The sequence below is a fragment of the Poseidonibacter lekithochrous genome (genome assembly GCF_018861145.1).
GTDB classification, from domain to species: Bacteria; Campylobacterota; Campylobacteria; order Campylobacterales; family Arcobacteraceae; genus Poseidonibacter; species Poseidonibacter lekithochrous_A.
The window spans coordinates 15,818-34,962 of record NZ_JAHKQT010000020.1; the positions used below are offsets into that span (position 1 = coordinate 15,818).

Consider the following 19,145-nt stretch of genomic DNA (forward strand, 5'->3'; position numbering starts at 1 on the left):
AAAGCTAACTTATAATTAACATAAATTATTATAAGTAGAACTTATAGTATTAGTTTTTAATAATTAGCGCTAAGTCTATTATAACCATCTATTTCTGCTTTTATAGTATTTGTGATATTTTCCAAATCTATATTATTGAAATTTTTTATTTTTGGATAATTTTGAATAATATTTTCAAATTCTTTTACAATGTTGTCAAAATTCTTTGAATTAATACTAGGAATGTTTAACATAGATATTAATTCTTCATCATAAGTTTTATCTTCTCTTTTAAATAAGACCGGTTTATTTCCACAAGAAATAGATTCTAAAGCCGTTTGAAGTGATGCAGTTAAAAGATGCTTAGAATTTTGAATAGTTTGAACGTACTCTTCTTCATCTATAACATCAGTATTTACATATTTTTTTATACCTAATAAATCTTTTGCAAAAGCTCCCGCTCTAAAATCACTTGTACATAATACTGGCTCAAACTCTTTTAATGCATTTGCAATTGTTGCACATCTTTTTGTAGCTTCAAGTCCAATAGAATGTCCACTTCTTGCATATAGATACACTTGCATCTATTTTTCTTTTATATCTTTTTGCTTTAAATTTATATTTAAATGAATAATATCAATAGCAGAAGGTGTGATTCCAGAAATTTCACTTGCATTAAATAAAGTTGGTGGTTTAAATTTTTCTAGTTTTTCCACAACTTCATTTGATAATCCAGCGACACCTTTAAAATTAAAATCCTCAGGAATTTTTAGTTTTAACATTTTTTTCATTTTATCAATTTGTTTTTGTTGTTTTAAAATATATCTGTAATATTTTGCTTCAATAATAATTTGTTCTTTTAAATAAGATTCAGTATTAGCTAAACTTGGAACTAATTTATCAAACTTTTCACTATTTACAGTGTTTCTTCCAACAATATCAATTAAAAGTGATCTATCTCTAATTTTATCTTCACCAATTGATTCTAATAAGTCTAAGTTTTCTTTCTTTGAAGTGAACCATTCATTTGACATAAAATCAACAGCATCATTTAATACTTTTCTTTTATTTTCTACTTTACTCATAGTTTCATCATCAATAAGTCCTAAATCATGACCATATTTTGATAATCTTAAATCAGCATTTTCTTCTCTTAATAACAGTCTATACTCAGCTCGAGAAGTAAACATTCTATAAGGTTCAGTTGTACCTTTTGTAACTAAATCATCAATTAAAACACCAATATATCCTTCATCTCTTCTAAGAATAAATGGTTCTTTAGCATCAATTGCTAAACATGCATTAATACCTGCCATTAGCCCTTGAGATGCTGCTTCTTCATAACCTGTTGTTGCATTAATTTGTCCAGCATTATAAAGGTTTTTAATCTTTTTAGTTTCAAGTGTATGTTTTAGTTCCGTAGGATCTACATAATCATATTCGATTGCATATCCATATCGGATAATTTTTGCATTTTCTAAACCTGAGATTGAATGAATCATTTCTTTTTGAACATCAATAGGTAAAGAAGTACTAAGACCATTAATATAATATTCTGTACACATTGCAGTTTGAGGTTCTAAAAATAGTTGATGTCTATCACGTTCAGAAAATCTATTTACTTTATCTTCAATACTTGGACAATATCGTGGACCACTTCCTTGAATTTGACCTGTAAATAAAGGAGCTCTATCAAAGTTTGATCTAATTTTATCATGTGTTCCTAGATTTGTATAAGTAATATAACAAGGGTATTGTGTTGGACTAAACTTCGATTTATCAGTTCTAAATGAAAAAGGAGAAGGCATAACATCACCACCATGAGCTTCCATATTTTCAAAGTTTATTGATTTTCCATCAATTCTTGCAGGTGTTCCTGTTTTAAGTCTTCCAACGTTTAAACCTAACTCTTTTAATTGAGTAGATAATGTAGAAGATGGTAATTCCCAAGCACGACCTGCGTCATAAGTACTAGTACCTATATGAACTAAACCTTTCATAAAAGTTCCAGTTGTTATGATTACTTTAGAAGCTTCAAATTCTTCCCCTAGTTTTGTTTTTACACCATGAACTTCATTTTCATTTTTAACAAGTAGTGTAGATACTTCATCTTGGTAGATTTCTAAATTAGGAGTATTATGACAAACTTCTCTCATGTAAGCTCTGTATTTATCCATATCAATTTGAGCTCTGCTTCCTTGAACAGCTGCACCTTTTGATGCATTTAATATTCTAAATTGAATACCTGTAGCATCTGTACACAGACCCATTTCTCCACCAAGTGCATCAAGTTCTCTTACTAAATGTCCTTTAGCAAGTCCTCCCACCGCTGGATTACAAGATGCTGCTCCTATTTGCTCAACTAACATTGTTATTAATAGAGTATTTTTCCCCATCCTAGCAGCTGCTAAAGATGCTTCAATTCCTGCATGTCCACCACCAACTACAATTACATCATATTTCATTTTTTGCCTTTTAAAACACTTGGATTAGGTTTTAATAATCAAGTAGTTCTTTTTATTTTTTAGTCTGTATAATTTTTAATATTTTTTAATGTTTGAATTTTCAAAAATAGATTTTAGTTCAATGTCAAAATTAGCTTCTTAACATATTTTAGGTATTATACCTAAATTATATCAAAAGGTTTTTTAAGTGTTCACAGGTCTGATTCGAGAAATGGCAAAAGTTGTAAGTTTAAATAATAGTTTATTAACATTAAAAGCAGAGTATAGACCTAAAATAGGTGATTCAATTGCAATTAATGGAGCATGCTTAACTGCTGTAAAAGTTACAAAAGATACCTTTTCTGTACAAATTTCTCCTGAATCTCAAAAGATTTTAGCAATGGAAAACTATAAAAATGAAGTTCATATTGAACCTGCTATGATGATGGGGGATAGATTTGAAGGTCATATTGTTCAAGGTCATGTTGACTGTTTAGGAACAATAAGTGCAATTAAAAACAATGGTAATTCTACAGATTTCTTTATCTCACTACCTTGTGAATATACAAAGTTTATAATATCAAAAGGTTCAATTACAGTTGATGGTGTATCTCTTACAGTTAATGAAGTTTTAAAAGATTCTTTTAGGCTCACAGTTATTCCTCATACTATTAAAAATACATTATTTAAAACTTATAGTGTTGGCTCAAAAGTTAATTTAGAAACGGATATGTTTGCTAGATATGTGTATAATATGTTTAAAAATTCTAATGATTCAAAAATGTCATGGAGTGATGTAGATAGTATTATGGCTGCTTATTAAGAGTAGTTTATTTTTTAGTATTCTCTTCTTTTATATCATGTGAATAATGTTTATATGTGTAAAAATATTTCTTTTTTAATACATTTGCATAAGGTTTAATAATTGCAGTTTGCATATCAGGAAGAGTGTTTTCTTCAATAATTCTACCAACTTTTAATCCTTCAAAAAAGATATTATCCATTCCTGAAGTTATAACTTCATCTCCAATTTTTATATCTGCCCAAATTGGGATATATTGAATTTGTAAGTTTTTACCATCTTTTGAAGAGGTAATAATTCCGGGAACTTTATCTTCTCCTATAAAAACAGCGTATGAAGATTCCTTATTTCCATTTAAAAGTGCTACAGATTTCCCATTTTCATTTATTACAATTCCTGCGGCATACTCTTCTGTGATTAAACCCAAAATTGAATCATCTTCTTTTTTTTGGTCTAACCATACCTTTGTAAAGTCATTGAAATTTATATATGATAATACTTTTGCTAGTTTGATATTAGGTTTTGTTTCATCAACATCCATAGTAATTACAAACTCTTTTATAGTGTCTAGTTGTTTTTGTGTTGCTGTATATAAAATTTTATATTGTTTTAACTCATTATTTTCAATTTGTAATCGTTCAATATTGTTTACTTGGTTGAAATATTTCTCTACAGTTGTAGATATTCCAATTACTTTATTAATATATGAAAGTTTTAAGTCATTAAAAAAGGTAAAGTTTTTAATAATTAGCTTATCTACCTCGAAGAGATATAATAAGCTAACTAGTAGAAAAAGTGTTATAAATAAGAATTTACGCATTAGTGATTAATTTAAGTAAAGCATCCTCATCTAATACAGCGCTAGTTCCATAAGCAACTGCTAATAATGGATCTTCAGCAACTTTAACTGGAAGTTTAATAATATCAGCTAAATATATATCAAGCCCTCTAATTAAAGCACCTCCACCTGTTAAGATAACTCCGTTATCTACAACATCACCTGCTAAATCAGGAGGCATTTGCTCTAATACAGAACGAACAGCAGATGCTATTTCTTTAAGAGGTTCTTTAATTGCAGATCTAACACCTTCTGAACCTAATTCAATAGTTGAAAGTAATCCAGAGTTATCTCTACCTTTAACTTTAATTTTTAGTTCAGTTTCAAGTTTAATTGCAGTACCAATTTCAATTTTTATATTTTCAGCAGTTCTCTCACCTATATATAAATTGTAATTTTGTCTAACATGTTCAATAATTGATTTATCAAATTTATCACCAGCAATTTTTATAGATTTTGAAAGTACAAGTCCCCCAAGTGAAGTAACACCTATTTCAGTTGTACCCCCACCAATATCAACGATTACATATCCAGATGGATCTGATACAGGAATTCCTGCACCTATTGCTGCTGCCATTGGCTCTTCTACTAAGAATACTTCTCTAGCACCTGCACTCATAGCTGATTCTTCAACTGCTTTTCTTTCAACTTGAGTAATTCCATATGGAATACAAATGATAATTCTTGGACGAATAAAAGATTTTCTTGAATGAGCTTTTTCAATAAAATATCTAATCATTCTTTCAGTCATTTCAAAATCTGCAATTACACCATCTTGCATAGGACGTACAGCTTGAATATTTAAAGGAGTTTTTCCAATCATTTGTTTGGCTTCTTGTCCAACTGCTAAAATCTTGTCTCTACCATCTTTATCTTTCTGAACAGCAACAACTGAAGGTTCATTAATAATGATACCTTTTCCTTTTACTGAAACAATAGTATTAGCAGTCCCCAAGTCAATAGCCATATCACTTGAAAATAGACCTATTAATTTATCTAAAAACATGTTTCATCCTTTTTATGCAACTTTTGGTTCTTTTAATTTTAGAACCACATCTTTTGTTATTGTTATTGTTTTATTTTTATAATCAGGTAAATCAAACATAATATCAAGCATAATATCTTCTAAAATTGATCTTAATCCTCTTGCTCCTGTTTTTCTTTCAATTGCAAGTTTTGCAAGCTCTTTTAATGCTGTTTTCTCAAACTTTAGTGTTACATCATCCATCTCAAAAAGTTTGATATATTGTTTAATTAATGCATTTTTAGGCTCAGTTAAAATATGAACCATATCATCTTCTGTAATTTCATTTAAAGTTGCAAGCATATGAAGACGACCAATTAATTCTGGAATTAATCCATATTTAACTAAATCATCAGCTTCTACTTTTGTAATTAAGTTTTTATCATTCTTTATACTTTTTGCTTCTTGATTAAAACCTAAAACATTAGCACCTTCTTTTTTTCTGATGATATCTTCTAAACCATCGAATGCTCCACCACAAACAAATAAAATATTTGTAGTATCAACTTGAAGTGCCTCTTGTCCTGGGTGTTTTCTTCCACCTTTAGCAGGAACATTAACAGTAGCACCTTCTACAATTTTAAGAAGTGCTTGTTGTACACCTTCACCTGAAACGTCTCTAGTAATTGATCTATTTTCACTCATTCTTGCTACTTTATCAATTTCATCTATAAAGATAATACCTCTTTGGGCTTTTTCAATATCTCCATCAGCAGCTTGAACTAATCTTGTAATTACATTTTCAACATCATCACCAACATACCCAGCTTCAGTTAAAGATGTAGCATCTGCTATTGCTAAAGGAACATCTAAATACTTAGATATAGTTTGGGCTAACAATGTTTTACCAGAACCTGTTGGTCCTATTAGTAAAACATTTGATTTACTTAATTCTGTATCATCATCTATTTCATGATGTCTAAAGATTCTTTTATAGTGGTTATACACAGCAACTGATAAAACTTTTTTAGCTGTATCTTGTCCAATTACATACTCATCTAAAATTGCTTTTAATTGTGCAGGTGTTCTTAATACTACCTCTTCTTTTACAGAGTCACCTTGTTTTTCAACATTATTTTCTGTTGGAATACCGCCACTCATTATATCGTTCGCTGCAGTCACACAAGCTTTACAAATAGAAGCATTATCTCCTGCTATTACTGGATTATCTTTAGAGTCAGTTGCTCCACAAAAGTCACATATAATTTTACTCATTTTCTACCTATTTTTTATTTTCTATTGTAAGGAATACCACGTTTTGTATTAACTACAAAACTTGCTAATTCTTTTACATGTTGATTTTCACTAGTTTCTAGTAATTCTTTTGCTACATCTGCTAGTGGATTACCTGATTCAAATAGTGCTTTATATGCACTTTTAATTGCATTTATATCAGCTCTATCTTTAAATCTTCTTCTTAATCCATTTAGGTTAAGACCTCTTAAAACAGCTTTATTCCCTTCAACTAAACAATAGGGAGGGATATCTTGAGCAACTGCTGAAGCACCACCTACCATTACGTGAGCTCCAATTTTGCAAAATTGATGAATTGGAGTAAGTCCGCCAACAACTACAAAGTCATCAATCTCTACATGACCTGCTAGTGTTGCACCATTTGCAAATACACAGTTATTTCCAATAATTACATCATGAGCGACATGTGTGTATCCCATGAATAAATTGTTATCCCCAATTTTAGTGATTGAACCACCACCTATTGTTCCTGGATTAAATAGTGTAAATTCTCTAATTTTATTGTTATTACCAATAATTAGTTCTACATCTTCACCATTAAATTTAAGGTCTTGAGGTATTGTTCCAATTGCTGCATGAGAAAAGATATGATTATTCTTTCCTATTGTTGTTTTCCCATCAATTACTGTATGAGAATCTACAACTGTTCCATCACCAATTGATACATTACTTCCAATAATGACAAAAGCACCAATTGTGATATTATCACCTAACTTTGCACCTTCTTCAATTATTGCAGTTTTGTGTATATTATTCATAGTAAACCTATTTGTCCACTATCATTGCTTTAAATTCTGCTTCGGCAGTTAGTTTACCATCTACATAAGCTTTTCCACTTAACATCATCAAAGTGCTTTTCATTTTGATTACTTCTAAAACATAATCTAATCTATCACCTGGTTTAACAGGATTTCTAAATTTAGCTTTATCAATACTCATGAAGTAAATTACTTTATTTTTCATCTCTTCTTCACTTAAGTCAGAACTTTTTAATGCTAAAATTCCTCCAGCTTGAGCCATTCCTTCTAAGATTAATACACCAGGGTAAATTGGGTGACCTGGAAAATGTCCTTGAAATGCTGGTTCTGAAATAGAAATATTTTTAAAACCTTTGATTTCTTTTTTAAGTTCCATATCAGTGATTCTATCCACAAGAAGAAGTGGATATCTATGAGGTAGAATTTCTTGAATTTGTGTAATATCTAACATGTACAATCCTAATTTTTTTGATTAATGGTAAAGATTATATCTAAAAAAAAATTAGTTTTGAATTATGCTTGCTACATTTTTAGAACTTCCATTTTGTAAGTATTCTCTTAAAATTTGTGATTTCTCAAAAAATAATTTTTTATCCATAGTATTATAGTCATGTAATAAATTTTCAACGCTTACTTCTTCTTGTAAAAATTCTTTATGAATTTCTGATTTTCCCATTTTATCGAAGAAAATATTAGCAAGTCCGACATGAGATAATTTTACAAATCTACTACCAATAAAATAATCAATTTTCTTTGCAATATAAGATAAAGTAAAAGGAGTTCCAATTAAAGCAGCTTCTAAAGTTGCAGTTCCCGAACAGATAAATCCATATTCAGCTTCTTGAAGTGTTTTATGTGCTTTTGTAGATATTGTAAAAGCACTAATATCTCCATAGGTGTTTTCAATATACTCTTTATCAAATTTTTTTGGGATAATTAGAATATACTCTTTATTGGGTATTTTTTTTATAAGTTCTTTAAAAATAGGCATATGATTTTTGATTTCTGTTTTTCTACTTCCTGGCATAAAAGCTATTTTACCACTTGAAGTTAGTTCTTTTTTAAACTCTGTAATTTCATCTAAAAGTGGATGTCCTACATAAATAATTTTTTCTTTATCACTATACATTTCTTGCTCAAAAGGAATTATAGAACATAGTTTTGTACAATATTCCTCTAGCTTTTTCACACGTTTAGGTTTCCACGCCCAAGCTTGTGGTAAAATATAATAAATTATTTCTTTGTTTGGATAAGTTGCTTTTAATTTTTTTGCAAGTGGCAAGTTAAAACCTGATGAGTCCATTAGCAAAACTTTGTCACAATCACTTGCAAGTTCTACTAATTCGTCACGAAGTTTAAAGAAAAATCTTAACTTTTTTAATGCATCTACAATTCCCATAATAGCTAAAGCTGTTAAATCATAAAGAGGATTCCCTAGCTCTTTATCAAAAACTCCAAGCAACTCAATATCTTCACTAAAATATTTTTTTAATTCTCTTAAATGAATATTTGAAGAGGTTTCCATTGCACATACTAAAAGTTTCATACTAATTCTTCTCTAACATCATCATAAGTCTGTGCATTTAGTTCAATTTCATATTTTGCATCTGCAATTTCATCTAAGACAATAATCGTACTTAGGTTAAAAGCACTTTTTATAATCTTAGCTCTTACTTCTAATTCTTCTTCAAAAGAGGGTGGTAAGTACATAAGCTCTTTTACACTTGAATAACTTGTATTTGCAAGGGAATTAAACTTTTGGATGCTTATAATTTTTAATTCATCTCTATTTAAATAGTTTATTCCATCTTTTTCATATTCAATTCTGCCGTTTGTCTTGTCTCTGTTTATCATTGAATATGGTAAGATATATGAAGGTACTATTTGTTTAGCTACTTTTACTTTTGCAGAAAATAGTCTATAGTTTAAAAATCTATGTTTTACTATTTTATACTTTTCTCCGTTTGATTCAAGAGTATTTCTTCTTTTATAAAGTTCTAATCGCTCTTCAATTGACTCAGGTAAAACTTGATTTGAAATAGGATTAAACATCTCATCCATAATTTTATCTTGAGCTTCTCTTTGAGAAGATAATCCAAATAAACAACCACAATAGTTTTGTCTATATAAAGAATTTTCTTTTACTTTCTTACCTTGTATTTCAGCACCATTACCTGCTTTATAATCTCTATAAATAAATTCAACACCATGAAGTTTTTCTAAATTATGACCTATAATATCAAGTTTTTCTTGAGATTTTTTAGGAGAGATTAAAAGAGTTGTAGTAAATTTATCATGACCTAACTCTTTTGCTTTTGCAACTGTATTATCAAGTCTATCATCATAACAAACAGTACATCTATCCCCTTTTTCAGGAAGATGTTCCATTCCTTTTACTTTTTTAAGCCACTCTTCTAGATTGTAAGGACCTTCAATAAGCTCAATACCTAATTTTTGACACGAGTATTCTACATCTAAATATCTAAGTCTATATTCACTATATGGATGAATATTAGGATCATAAAAAAAACCTACTAAAGTTTCATTTGGATATTCTTCTTGAACTCTTTCTAAAAAATAATGACTATCGACTGCACAACATATATGAACTAACAAAAAATGACCTTTGGTTTATAATTTTAAAGATATTATAGTAAAATATTTTAAAACAAAGGATTATAAATTAAAAATATAATAAATTTTTTACTAGCAATTACTTTTATACTATTATTTTCAGCTTGTGCTACAAAACAAATACTTCAAAGTTCAAGTGCTACAATTCTAATTAAAACACCACAAATGAAGTTTTATGATAAAGGCTTTATAAATAAATATGATAACTATACACAAGTTCAAATATTTTCTGCAGGTACTGCTATTTTGGATATGAAAATTTACGATGACAGAGTTTGTAAAAGTACTTTTGAATGTCAAGATTTAAAAACATTTAATAAAAAGAATTTAAATGAGTCCTATGATGAAATGTTTTTAAAAAATTTATTCGATAGAAATGAAAAAGAAATTGTTCATAGAGATAGTGAGCATAAAATTTTAATTAAGATTAGAAGAGATTAATTAAAAGTTGAATATTATGTAACATAATAGAAATAATTATCTATTATGTTTTTAATTATTTACAATTTTTTTAACTTTTTATATCCAGATTTAATAAGTTTAAGTAAAGGTTTTCTATATGAAGAAAATACATACTTTTTAATCTCATAAGCTATTCTCCCCTCAACGTGAACTAAGTCATAAAGATTCCCAGCTGCATATTTACCACCAAGTGCTATTAGTATACCTTCAAGTTTTGGATCGCATGCTATAAGTTTTTTCTTATTTATATGTCTTAAAATATTTTGCCCAGCACATTTTCCACTAATTCTTGCAACTGTAACATTTGGAGGCATTATTTCGCCTTTTTTATTTTTAATTTCAGCAACATCTCCTACTGCAAAAATATTTTCATGACCTTCTGCTTGAAGGAATTCATTTACAAGGATTTGACCTCTTCCATTTTTCTCTACATCTAATTCAGAAGTAATTGTTGAAGCTTCAATTCCACCTGTAAATATAATAAAGGAATGATATATCTTAGTACCATTTGATAATACTAAATGATCATCATTACATTTTTGTAGTTTTGTATTAGTAATAACATTAATACCTAAAGATTTTAATCTTTTATGTGACATACTAATTAGTTGGGGACTTAGTCCAGGAAGAATAGTATCCGAACTACTTACAAGAGAAATTTTTAAATTATCACAAGAGAAATTACCACGTTTAAAAAACATCTTTGAGTTGTAAGCCATTTCTGCTGCAATTTCAACACCCGATAAACCAGCACCAACAACTACAATATGTGTGTCGTCGCATTGTTTTGCTTCATCTCTAATCTTTTTGAAAAGTTGATTTTCAAAACTTTGTTTAAAGAACATTGCCCAATGAAGTTTTTTGATATCATGAGCATTGTTAAGTCCTGGTATTTGTGGAGGGAAAAATGTTCTTGTCCCTGCTGCCATTACTAAATAATCATATTCAACTATTTCTTCTTCTTCTGTATATATTTTTCTTGTTTCTTTGTCAATATTTCGAACCTTAAGATTCTTATACTCTACATAATCATGGTTAATTCCCATACATAAAGTAGTTAAATCAATAGTAACATCTGCAATATTTGATTTATTTGCAATTAAATCATAAACTTCTGGTTGCAAGTTATGAAATGTGTGTTTATCTATTAAGGTTATTTGTATATTTTTGTTTTTTGCTAGTTCTTGTAGTGCATATATTCCAGAATATCCACCACCAATTATTACAACTTTCTCCATAAATTCGCTTCCTTTTTATATCTATTATTCTATCTATAATATTGCTCTGAACAATGTTTATAGCAATGTTTCTTTATAAAATGACACTTGCTTAGTAAATCTGTAACAGATAATGAGACAAAATAATGTAATGTTATGAGAATGATACTAAAAATTTATAGCTAGATTATAGCTACTCTTATCCTAAGATAAAAAATTGTAATATAAGAAAAATTAAAAACTATAGGAAATATTATGAAATATGTTGGAGCACATGTAAGTGCAAGTGGTGGAGTATATAATGCGCCAATTAACGCAAAAGCAATCGGAGCTAAAGCCTTTGCTTTATTTGTAAAAAATCAAAGGCAGTGGAAAGCTAAGGATTTAGAAACTAAAGTAATAGATAAATGGTTTGAAGAATTAGAGAAATCTGGAGTTCAAACAAAGCATATTTTACCTCATGACTCTTATCTTATTAATCTTGGACATCCAGTTATAGAAAATAGAGAAAAATCTCTTGATGGTTTTATACATGAATTAAAAAGATGCGAAATTTTAAAACTCGATAGATTGAATTTCCATCCAGGGTCACATCTTAGAAAGATTACAGAAGATGAGTGTTTAGATAATATTGGTGAATCTTTAAATAGAGCAATTGATGCAACAGCTAATACTGATATTAAACTAGTAATTGAAAACACTGCAGGACAAGGTTCAAATTTAGGTTATAAGTTTGAGCATTTAGCACATATTATTGATAAAATTGAAGATAAATCAAGAATTGGTGTTTGTATTGATACTTGTCATATGTTTACAGCAGGTTATGATATTAGAACAAGAGAAGCTTATGATAAAACATGGGGTGAGTTTGACTCGATTGTAGGACGAGAGTATTTAATGGGAATGCATATAAATGATTCAAAACCAGAACTAGGAAGCAGGGTTGATAGACATGATTCTTTAGGTGAGGGTAAAATTGGATGGGATGCTTTTAAATTTATTATGAATGATGATAGAATGGATGATATTCCACTTGTATTAGAAACAATAAATGAAGATATTTGGGCGCAAGAAATTCAAGCTTTATATGATTTAATAGAAAAGTAAATAGCTAATGTATTTACAAATATATATAAACTTTTAAAGTTTATATATATCAAATGTTTTATCTTCTTTATTGTTGTTAGCTTTTTCTTGCCAATACTTAGCTTTTTCTTCATCTTTTTTTATCTTATATAAACCTTTTGAATAAGCCATTGTAAGCTGCTTTTGTGCGACAAACATATTTTTATTTGCAGCTGATGTTAAATATTCTAGTCCTTTAGCCGTATCTTGCTCAATTCCTAAACCTTTTAAATAAAACTTAGATAATTGAAATGCTGCATTTGGATCTTTTAGTGCAGATTCTTTTAAAAGATTTAGAGACTTTTCGGAATTCTTTTCTACTCCTGTTCCTTGGAAATATAAATATGCTAAAGGAAGATTTGCATAATAGTTTCCTCTTTCTTTTGAAGAATTAAGATATTTAAATGCTTTGTCAAAATCTTTATTATTTGCATGAAAAATTCCAAGTTTTAAAGAAGCCATAGAATTATCATCACTTATATTTTTATAACAATCAATTCTTTCTTGTTTCTGTTCTACTTTTTTACATTTTTGTATTTCAATATCTTCATTATCTAGATTAAATTCTGGTTTTGAGAAAAAACATCCACTAAAAGAAATAGCTATTATCAAAGCTGAAAGTATTATTTTAAACATATCTTTTATATCCCGTAAATTTTTCTAAGTAAACTATTACTTTTATTTTCATATTGTTCATACCAAAATTTTGCTTTTTCTGGATTATCTTTTGTGATTATTCCATCTCTATAAATCTTAGATAATTCATATTGTGCTTTTTTAACATTTTTGTTTGCAGCAAATGTTAAAAGTTCTATAACTTCATCGTAATCTTTTTTATTCATATAATAAAATGAAAGTTTATAGGCAGCAATTCCATCAACATCCTCAACATCTTTTAAAAGGTCAAGTGCTTTTTCTTGGTTTTTAGGAACACCATTTCCTTTATTATAAAGGTCAGCTAAAAGAGAATTTGCATAGAAGTTACCTTTCTTTTGAGCAAGAGAATACTTTTGGAAAGCTTCTTCATATTTACCATTTGAATAAGCTATCACTCCTGAACGAAGCATTGCAATTGAATTTTTATATGAAATCAAATCATAACAATCTGCTTCAAACTCTTTATTATTACTTATGCATTCATTTGCTTGAGTAACCTCATTTGGAATAGTTTTTAAAGCAGCTTCATGATTACTACATCCTATAAATAATAAAGAACTAATACTAGCAAGTAGTAATACTCTAAGACTTTTTTTTATCATTGTTTCCCTTTTTTGTTTCTCTTGTTTAAATTTTGTAGTCATTTTACCTTTTTTTTTGTTCATAAATTGTTAAGAGATATTTATGTATTATTTAATCTATATAGGAGATAGAATGATTTTTATTGGACTTTTTGTATTTATAGCAATTGTTGTTGTTGGCTTGAATATGTATGATAATTACAATTTACAAAAAATTGAAGATTATATAAATAAAGAAAAATGTGAAAAATACATTTATTCTAAAGGTTCATATAAAGCATTATGTCAAGATAAAATTTTGGAAATATCAAATAGTTTTAGTATTGATATAAAACAAGATAAAATAGAGTATAACTATAAAGATATAGAAAGTATAGATAAAGAAAAGAAAAATATTCTAATTAATGATAGAGATAAAATATCTTTTTCAAAAGATGAAGAACTAGAAAATTTTTATATTCAGTTAGAAGAAAAATTAAACAAACAGGATTAAGATAAATAATGAAAGAATTAATTGATTTTATAAAGTCAAAAAATATAGAAGAGACAAATTTTTATACACAGTTAAAATGTACAAAAGAAGAAGCAATCGTATTACAATATATTACAAAAGAGTACACACAAGGAAGAGATAATCTAGTTGTTATTGATATATTAACTAGATTTTATGATATTGAGAAATTTGAGCACTTAGAAAAGCTAAATTTAATTAAATCATTACTTGAATTTGGGTGGTTAGTTCAAGTGTCTTTCGATCAAATTAAGTTAAACGAAATGTCAAAATTAGAGTTACTAAATGCAAGTGTATCTTTGTCAAGTTCATATTTAAAACTATTAGAAAATGGCTCAAGTGATTTTGTTTTACCAGAAATTAAAAACTATTCTGACCATTTAGAATACTTACAAGATCAGTTTTTTAAAATAGATTTAGCACAGCAGTTAAATGTTGTAAAAAAGAACTTTGCTATTAATTCACCTAGTTCTAATAGATTAAAGTCAAAATTACAATTATTAGAAAATAGAATAAAAGAGAGAATCAAAGTTACAAATAACTCTATCATGCTTGAAGATTTTTTTAAAGAAAATGATTTAAAAGAACAAGAACAAACACTATTCTTAGCACTTTTAAAAGAAGAATATTCAGGAGGAGATGGCTCAATTCGAGATATGAATGCTTTAATTGAATTAATCTCAAGTGATGATTATGAAAAGATTAAATATAGAAGTTTGTTAGAAGAGAGCTCAAATCTTGTATCAAATAACTTAATAGATTATGATGAGGTTCTAACACCTTTTGGTGGAATTAATAGAAACTTCTATATTCCAGATGAAGTATTATATAAAATCTCACATCCAACAAAGAAAAAAACAAGAAGTGCGAAAATTAAACTTGATTCTATTATTAAAGAACAAGATACATTTGAGCTTATTAATACTTCAAAAACTTTAGAAGATGTAGTTTTAAATGATAAAACTAGAGAAACGCTAAGTGCTTTATTAAAACAAGTTGATAAAGATGTAGTAGCTAGATTAAGACAATGGGGAATAAAAGATAAGAAAAAAGGGATTGAAGCAAAGATTATTTTTTATGGAGTAGCAGGAACTGGTAAAACCTTAACTGCTTTAGCTTTAGCAAAGTCCTTGAAAAAAGATGTACTTAGTTTTGACTGTTCAAAAATTCTATCTATGTATGTAGGTGAGAGTGAAAAAAATGTTAGAAGTATTTTTGATAAATATTATGAATTAAGAGAGCAAACAAAATCTGAGCCAGTATTGTTACTAAATGAAGCAGATCAGTTTTTAAGTGGAAGAAGTACGGGTGCTGGAAGTGGTAGTGATAAAATGCATAATCAAATGCAAAACATTTTCTTAGAGCAGATCGAAAAGTTTGATGGTATCTTGATTGCCACTACAAACTTACTTGAAAATTTAGATAAAGCATTCTCAAGAAGATTTAACTATAAAATTGAGTTTATTAAACCAAATAAAAAACAAAGAATTGAACTTTGGGAAAAGCTTTTACCTTCAAATCTTCCCTTAGATAAGGACTTTAATATTAATAAATTAGCAAGTCATGAATTAACAGGAGGACAAATCGAACTCGTTATTAAAAACACTGCTTATAAGATTGCAATTAGTGATGAGCCGATTTTTACTATTAAAGATTTTGAAGAGCAAATTACAAAAGAGCAAAAAGGTCAATTTGACAGTGAAAATAAAGTAGGTTTTTTCTAAAATTGATAAAAGTTCTTTTAATTAAAACAATAATAAAAGAGTGTTTCTTTTTGTGTCATTTTAAGAGTATCCTAAAAAAAACCTTAAAAAATAAGCTTGTTTTTAAAAGGTTAGATTATTATTTGCTTAAAATATTATAAGTGGCTATTTATTACAACTTAGATAAAATATTAGCATTTATAAAGAAACTTTTTTAGCTTTTAAAGGAAATATGATATGACACATATGGAGTTTGCCCATCCTTATTTTGGCGCATTTGTGATGTTTGTAGTAACGTTCACTGCATTTGGTGCTACAGTATGGCTTTCTAGGTATATTAGTAGAAAAATTGCAAGACTAGATACTGAGAAACTTAAGACAACACTATACGAATGTGGACCAGAAGTTACAAAACAACCTAATACTATATCAACACAGTTTTACTTAGTAGCTTTATTATTCATTCTATTTGATGTGGAGATAATTTTTATGTTTCCCTGGGCCGTTAACTTTAAGTTATTAGGATGGTTTGGATTTATTGAAATGTTACTATTTATCATACTATTATCGATTGGATTTTTATATGCATGGAAAAAAGGAGCCCTTGAATGGCACAGCATAAAGTAAATTATTTACAAGATGGTGGTGCACCAATTAAACTAACTACAATTGATAAGTTAGTTAACTTTGGTCGTTCCAACTCACTATGGCCAATGACCTATGGTCTGGCCTGTTGCGCCATTGAGATGATGGCAACCGGCGCATCTCGATATGATTTTGATCGGTTTGGTACAATTTTTAGAGCAAGTCCAAGGCAATCTGATGTATTAATAATTGCAGGAACTCTTACAAAAAAACATGCTGAATTTATGCGAAGATTATATGACCAAATGCCTGATCCGAAATGGGTAATATCAATGGGATCATGTGCAAATACTGGTGGAATGTTTAATACATATGCAACTGTTCAAGGTGCAGATAGAATTATTCCTGTTGATATATATCTTCCAGGTTGTGCTCCAAGACCAGAAACACTTCAATACGCTTTAATGACACTTCAAAGAAAAATCAGAAAAGAATCAATTTTTAGAGCTCATAAGAAAAAAAGGTTAGTGTAATGAGAAAATATACGCCAAAAGACAACGTTCAAAGACAAGCACCTTTTTCTGATAGATTTTTTGTTTCACCTACTGTTCCTCGGCTTGATATTTCAAGTGATGAAATCTTTTCAAATGATTATGAAGCTTTTTCTAAATTATTTAAAGTAACAGATGCATATATCGAGCATACTCATTTAGTTTTAAATATTGATAAAAATGATATTGTTGAAGTTATGAAATTTTTAAGTGAAGACTTAGAATATGACATGCTTATGGAAATGTCTGCTATTGATTATTTAGCACAAAAAGATGGTTATGAATTATTTTATGAAATGCTTTCACTTTCAAAACATAAAAGACTTAGAATCAAATGTTTCTTAAATAAAAATGATGCAATAGAATCTGTAACTTCAGTTTTTAATTCAGCAAATTGGTCTGAGAGAGAAATGTACGATATGTTAGGTGTTAAAGTTATAAATCATCCTAATATGAAAAGATTAATTATGCCAGATGATTGGTATGACTATCCTTTACGAAAAACTTATCCACTTCAAGGTGATGAGGCAGCTTCATGGTATGAAGTTGATAAAATTTTTGGAAAAGAAGCAAGAGATGTAATTGGACCAGAACAGCGAGATCCTGCTGCAATTGATAGATATGATACTACTAGATTTGCAAGATTAGGACATGAGGTTCCATATCAAACTGATATTACTGAGTTTGAACCTGAAACTCCAATAGCTTATCAAGAAGATGATTCATCAAAAATTATGAAAAAATTAAAACCTGAAGAATCAGTAGTTTTAAAAAGAAGAAGGTAATAGTATGCAACAACCAAATAGATTAAAACCTTTCTTTGAAAATATTAACTTCGAGAGAGAAGATAATACAATGATGGTGAACTTTGGACCACAACATCCATCTGCTCACGGACAATTAAGACTTATTCTTGAACTTCAAGGTGAAGAAGTTGTAAAATCAAGACCAATGATTGGATACCTTCATAGAGGTATGGAAAAAATGGCTGAGAATATGATTTATAATGAATTCTTACCTACTACAGACAGAATGGATTATATTGCAGCAACTTCAAATAACTATGGTTACGCCTTAGCTATTGAAAAACTTCTAGGTATTGAAGCTCCACGAAGAGCTGAGATTATTAGAACAATGCTTTTAGAATTAAATAGAATTACTTCACATCTTTTCTGGTTAGCAACTCACGCACTTGACGTTGGTGCTATGTCAATGTTCCTTTACTGCTTTAGAGAAAGAGAATATGCAATGGACTTAATAGAAGACTATTGTGGAGCAAGACTTACACACAGTGCTGTTAGAATTGGTGGAGTTCCTTTAGACTTACCATCTAATTGGATTGCTGATTGTTTATCATTCTTAGATATTTTAAATGAAGAAATTGCAAAATATGAGGGCTTATTAACAGAGAATAGAATCTGGAAGATGAGACTTGAAAATGTTGGTGTAATTACTCCTAAAATGGCAAAGTCTTGGGGATGTTCAGGTATCGCTTTAAGAGGTTCTGGTATTAAATGGGATTTAAGAAAAGAGATGCCTTATGGTATTTACGATGAACTAGATTTTGATGTTCCAATTGCTCATACTTGTGATTCATATGGAAGATATAAAATCTGTATTGAAGAGATGAGAGAATCGGCTAAGATTTTAAGACAATTAGTACCTATGTATGAAAAAAGTGATTCACAACTTATGGCTCATGCACCTAACTATATTTCAGCTCCAAAAGAGCAAATCATGACACAAAACTATTCTTTAATGCAACACTTTGTACTTGTAACTCAAGGTATGAGACCACCAAAAGGTGAAGTATATGTAGCAACTGAATCTCCAAAGGGTGAGTTAGGTTATTACGTTGTAAGTGATGGTACTCCATACGCATATAGAATGAAAATTAGAACACCAAGTTTCCAACATACTGCATTATTAGAAGAGATACTTGTTGGATTACAATTAGCTGATGTTGTTACTTTAATTGGTAACTTAAATATTGTATTTGGCGAAATCGATAGGTAAGGGG

At 28.8% G+C, this 19,145-nt stretch carries 21 protein-coding genes; 9 read left to right on the plus strand and 12 right to left on the minus strand.

Translation table 11 applies throughout. The features are described from left to right. Positions 1 to 56 precede the first annotated feature (56 nt). Positions 57 to 563 carry a hypothetical protein gene (locus KO488_RS07795; protein ID WP_216058239.1) on the minus strand — a complete coding sequence of 169 codons (507 nt, stop codon included), beginning with the start codon at positions 561 to 563 and terminating at the stop codon, positions 57 to 59. Continuing rightward, positions 564 to 2,444, minus strand: a complete 1,881-nt coding sequence (mnmG, locus tag KO488_RS07800) for a tRNA uridine-5-carboxymethylaminomethyl(34) synthesis enzyme MnmG (protein ID WP_216058240.1) — start codon at positions 2,442 to 2,444, stop codon at positions 564 to 566. It lies immediately after the preceding gene. A gap of 187 nt (positions 2,445 to 2,631) precedes the next feature. On the opposite strand from mnmG, the gene ribE reads away from it, so the two are divergent. Beyond that, positions 2,632 to 3,246, plus strand: a complete 615-nt coding sequence (ribE, locus tag KO488_RS07805) for a riboflavin synthase (RefSeq protein ID WP_216058241.1) — start codon at positions 2,632 to 2,634, stop codon at positions 3,244 to 3,246. 7 nt (positions 3,247 to 3,253) lie between these two features. Here ribE and mreC read toward each other — a convergent pair whose 3' ends face one another. The 7 genes from mreC to KO488_RS07840 are packed head-to-tail and all read right to left on the minus strand — an operon-like array spanning position 3,254 to position 9,715. Continuing rightward, positions 3,254 to 4,045 carry a rod shape-determining protein MreC gene (gene mreC / locus KO488_RS07810; protein ID WP_216058242.1) on the minus strand — a complete coding sequence of 264 codons (792 nt, stop codon included), beginning with the start codon at positions 4,043 to 4,045 and terminating at the stop codon, positions 3,254 to 3,256. After that, positions 4,038 to 5,069: a rod shape-determining protein gene (locus tag KO488_RS07815; protein WP_216058243.1), complete on the minus strand. Its 1,032-nt coding sequence runs from the start codon at positions 5,067 to 5,069 to the stop codon at positions 4,038 to 4,040. Before KO488_RS07815 ends, mreC begins: the two co-directional genes overlap by 8 nt. A 12-nt stretch (positions 5,070 to 5,081) precedes the next feature. Then, complete coding sequence (gene clpX, locus KO488_RS07820) at positions 5,082 to 6,302, minus strand: ATP-dependent Clp protease ATP-binding subunit ClpX (protein WP_216058244.1); 1,221 nt, start codon at positions 6,300 to 6,302, stop codon at positions 5,082 to 5,084. Positions 6,303 to 6,316: 14 nt separating this feature from the next. Further along, positions 6,317 to 7,099, minus strand: a complete 783-nt coding sequence (gene lpxA, locus KO488_RS07825) for an acyl-ACP--UDP-N-acetylglucosamine O-acyltransferase (protein WP_216058245.1) — start codon at positions 7,097 to 7,099, stop codon at positions 6,317 to 6,319. A gap of 7 nt (positions 7,100 to 7,106) precedes the next feature. After that, the gene (gene fabZ, locus KO488_RS07830) at positions 7,107 to 7,550 is read right to left on the minus strand and encodes a 3-hydroxyacyl-ACP dehydratase FabZ (RefSeq protein ID WP_216058246.1); all 444 of its coding nucleotides are present in this window, start codon (positions 7,548 to 7,550) and stop codon (positions 7,107 to 7,109) included. Positions 7,551 to 7,601: 51 nt separating this feature from the next. Then, positions 7,602 to 8,645 carry a lipid-A-disaccharide synthase gene (lpxB, locus tag KO488_RS07835; protein WP_216058247.1) on the minus strand — a complete coding sequence of 348 codons (1,044 nt, stop codon included), beginning with the start codon at positions 8,643 to 8,645 and terminating at the stop codon, positions 7,602 to 7,604. Continuing rightward, entirely contained in the window at positions 8,642 to 9,715 is a 1,074-nt protein-coding gene (locus KO488_RS07840) for an epoxyqueuosine reductase QueH (protein ID WP_216058248.1), read from the minus strand. The genes lpxB and KO488_RS07840 overlap by 4 nt, the downstream gene beginning before the upstream one ends. Before the next feature lie 183 nt (positions 9,716 to 9,898). Here KO488_RS07840 and KO488_RS07845 point away from each other — a divergent pair, with 183 nt between their 5' ends. Then, complete coding sequence (locus KO488_RS07845; RefSeq protein WP_216058249.1) at positions 9,899 to 10,174, plus strand: hypothetical protein; 276 nt, start codon at positions 9,899 to 9,901, stop codon at positions 10,172 to 10,174. Positions 10,175 to 10,233: 59 nt separating this feature from the next. On the opposite strand, the gene KO488_RS07850 is transcribed toward KO488_RS07845, so the two are convergent. After that, complete coding sequence (locus KO488_RS07850) at positions 10,234 to 11,433, minus strand: NAD(P)/FAD-dependent oxidoreductase (RefSeq protein ID WP_216058250.1); 1,200 nt, start codon at positions 11,431 to 11,433, stop codon at positions 10,234 to 10,236. A gap of 234 nt (positions 11,434 to 11,667) precedes the next feature. On the opposite strand from KO488_RS07850, the gene nfo reads away from it, so the two are divergent. Next, on the plus strand, positions 11,668 to 12,519 hold the full coding sequence (gene nfo, locus KO488_RS07855; RefSeq protein WP_216058251.1) for a deoxyribonuclease IV: 852 nt from the start codon (positions 11,668 to 11,670) through the stop codon (positions 12,517 to 12,519). Positions 12,520 to 12,552: 33 nt separating this feature from the next. Here the strand turns inward: nfo and KO488_RS07860 are convergent, their stop codons facing one another. Then, a complete protein-coding gene (locus tag KO488_RS07860; protein ID WP_216058252.1) occupies positions 12,553 to 13,173 on the minus strand; it encodes a tetratricopeptide repeat protein in 621 nt (206 codons plus the stop codon). A gap of 5 nt (positions 13,174 to 13,178) precedes the next feature. Continuing rightward, positions 13,179 to 13,796 carry a tetratricopeptide repeat protein gene (locus KO488_RS07865; RefSeq protein ID WP_216058253.1) on the minus strand — a complete coding sequence of 206 codons (618 nt, stop codon included), beginning with the start codon at positions 13,794 to 13,796 and terminating at the stop codon, positions 13,179 to 13,181. A 112-nt stretch (positions 13,797 to 13,908) separates the two neighbouring features. Between KO488_RS07865 and KO488_RS07870 the strand changes: the two genes are divergently transcribed. From KO488_RS07870 to nuoD, 6 genes are all read left to right on the plus strand, one after another. After that, positions 13,909 to 14,268, plus strand: coding sequence for a hypothetical protein (locus KO488_RS07870; RefSeq protein ID WP_216058254.1), 360 nt, complete (start codon positions 13,909 to 13,911; stop codon positions 14,266 to 14,268). An 8-nt stretch (positions 14,269 to 14,276) separates the two neighbouring features. Continuing rightward, positions 14,277 to 16,010, plus strand: a complete 1,734-nt coding sequence (locus KO488_RS07875) for an ATP-binding protein (protein ID WP_216058255.1) — start codon at positions 14,277 to 14,279, stop codon at positions 16,008 to 16,010. Between the two features lie 216 nt (positions 16,011 to 16,226). Then, the gene (locus tag KO488_RS07880) at positions 16,227 to 16,616 is read left to right on the plus strand and encodes an NAD(P)H-quinone oxidoreductase subunit 3 (RefSeq protein ID WP_216058256.1); all 390 of its coding nucleotides are present in this window, start codon (positions 16,227 to 16,229) and stop codon (positions 16,614 to 16,616) included. Then, a complete protein-coding gene (locus KO488_RS07885) occupies positions 16,598 to 17,107 on the plus strand; it encodes a NuoB/complex I 20 kDa subunit family protein (protein WP_076088921.1) in 510 nt (169 codons plus the stop codon). The genes KO488_RS07880 and KO488_RS07885 overlap by 19 nt, the downstream gene beginning before the upstream one ends. After that, the gene (locus KO488_RS07890; RefSeq protein ID WP_216058257.1) at positions 17,107 to 17,910 is read left to right on the plus strand and encodes an NADH-quinone oxidoreductase subunit C; all 804 of its coding nucleotides are present in this window, start codon (positions 17,107 to 17,109) and stop codon (positions 17,908 to 17,910) included. Before KO488_RS07885 ends, KO488_RS07890 begins: the two co-directional genes overlap by 1 nt. Positions 17,911 to 17,914: 4 nt before the next feature. Beyond that, entirely contained in the window at positions 17,915 to 19,141 is a 1,227-nt protein-coding gene (nuoD, locus tag KO488_RS07895; protein WP_216058258.1) for an NADH dehydrogenase (quinone) subunit D, read from the plus strand. Positions 19,142 to 19,145 lie beyond the last annotated feature (4 nt).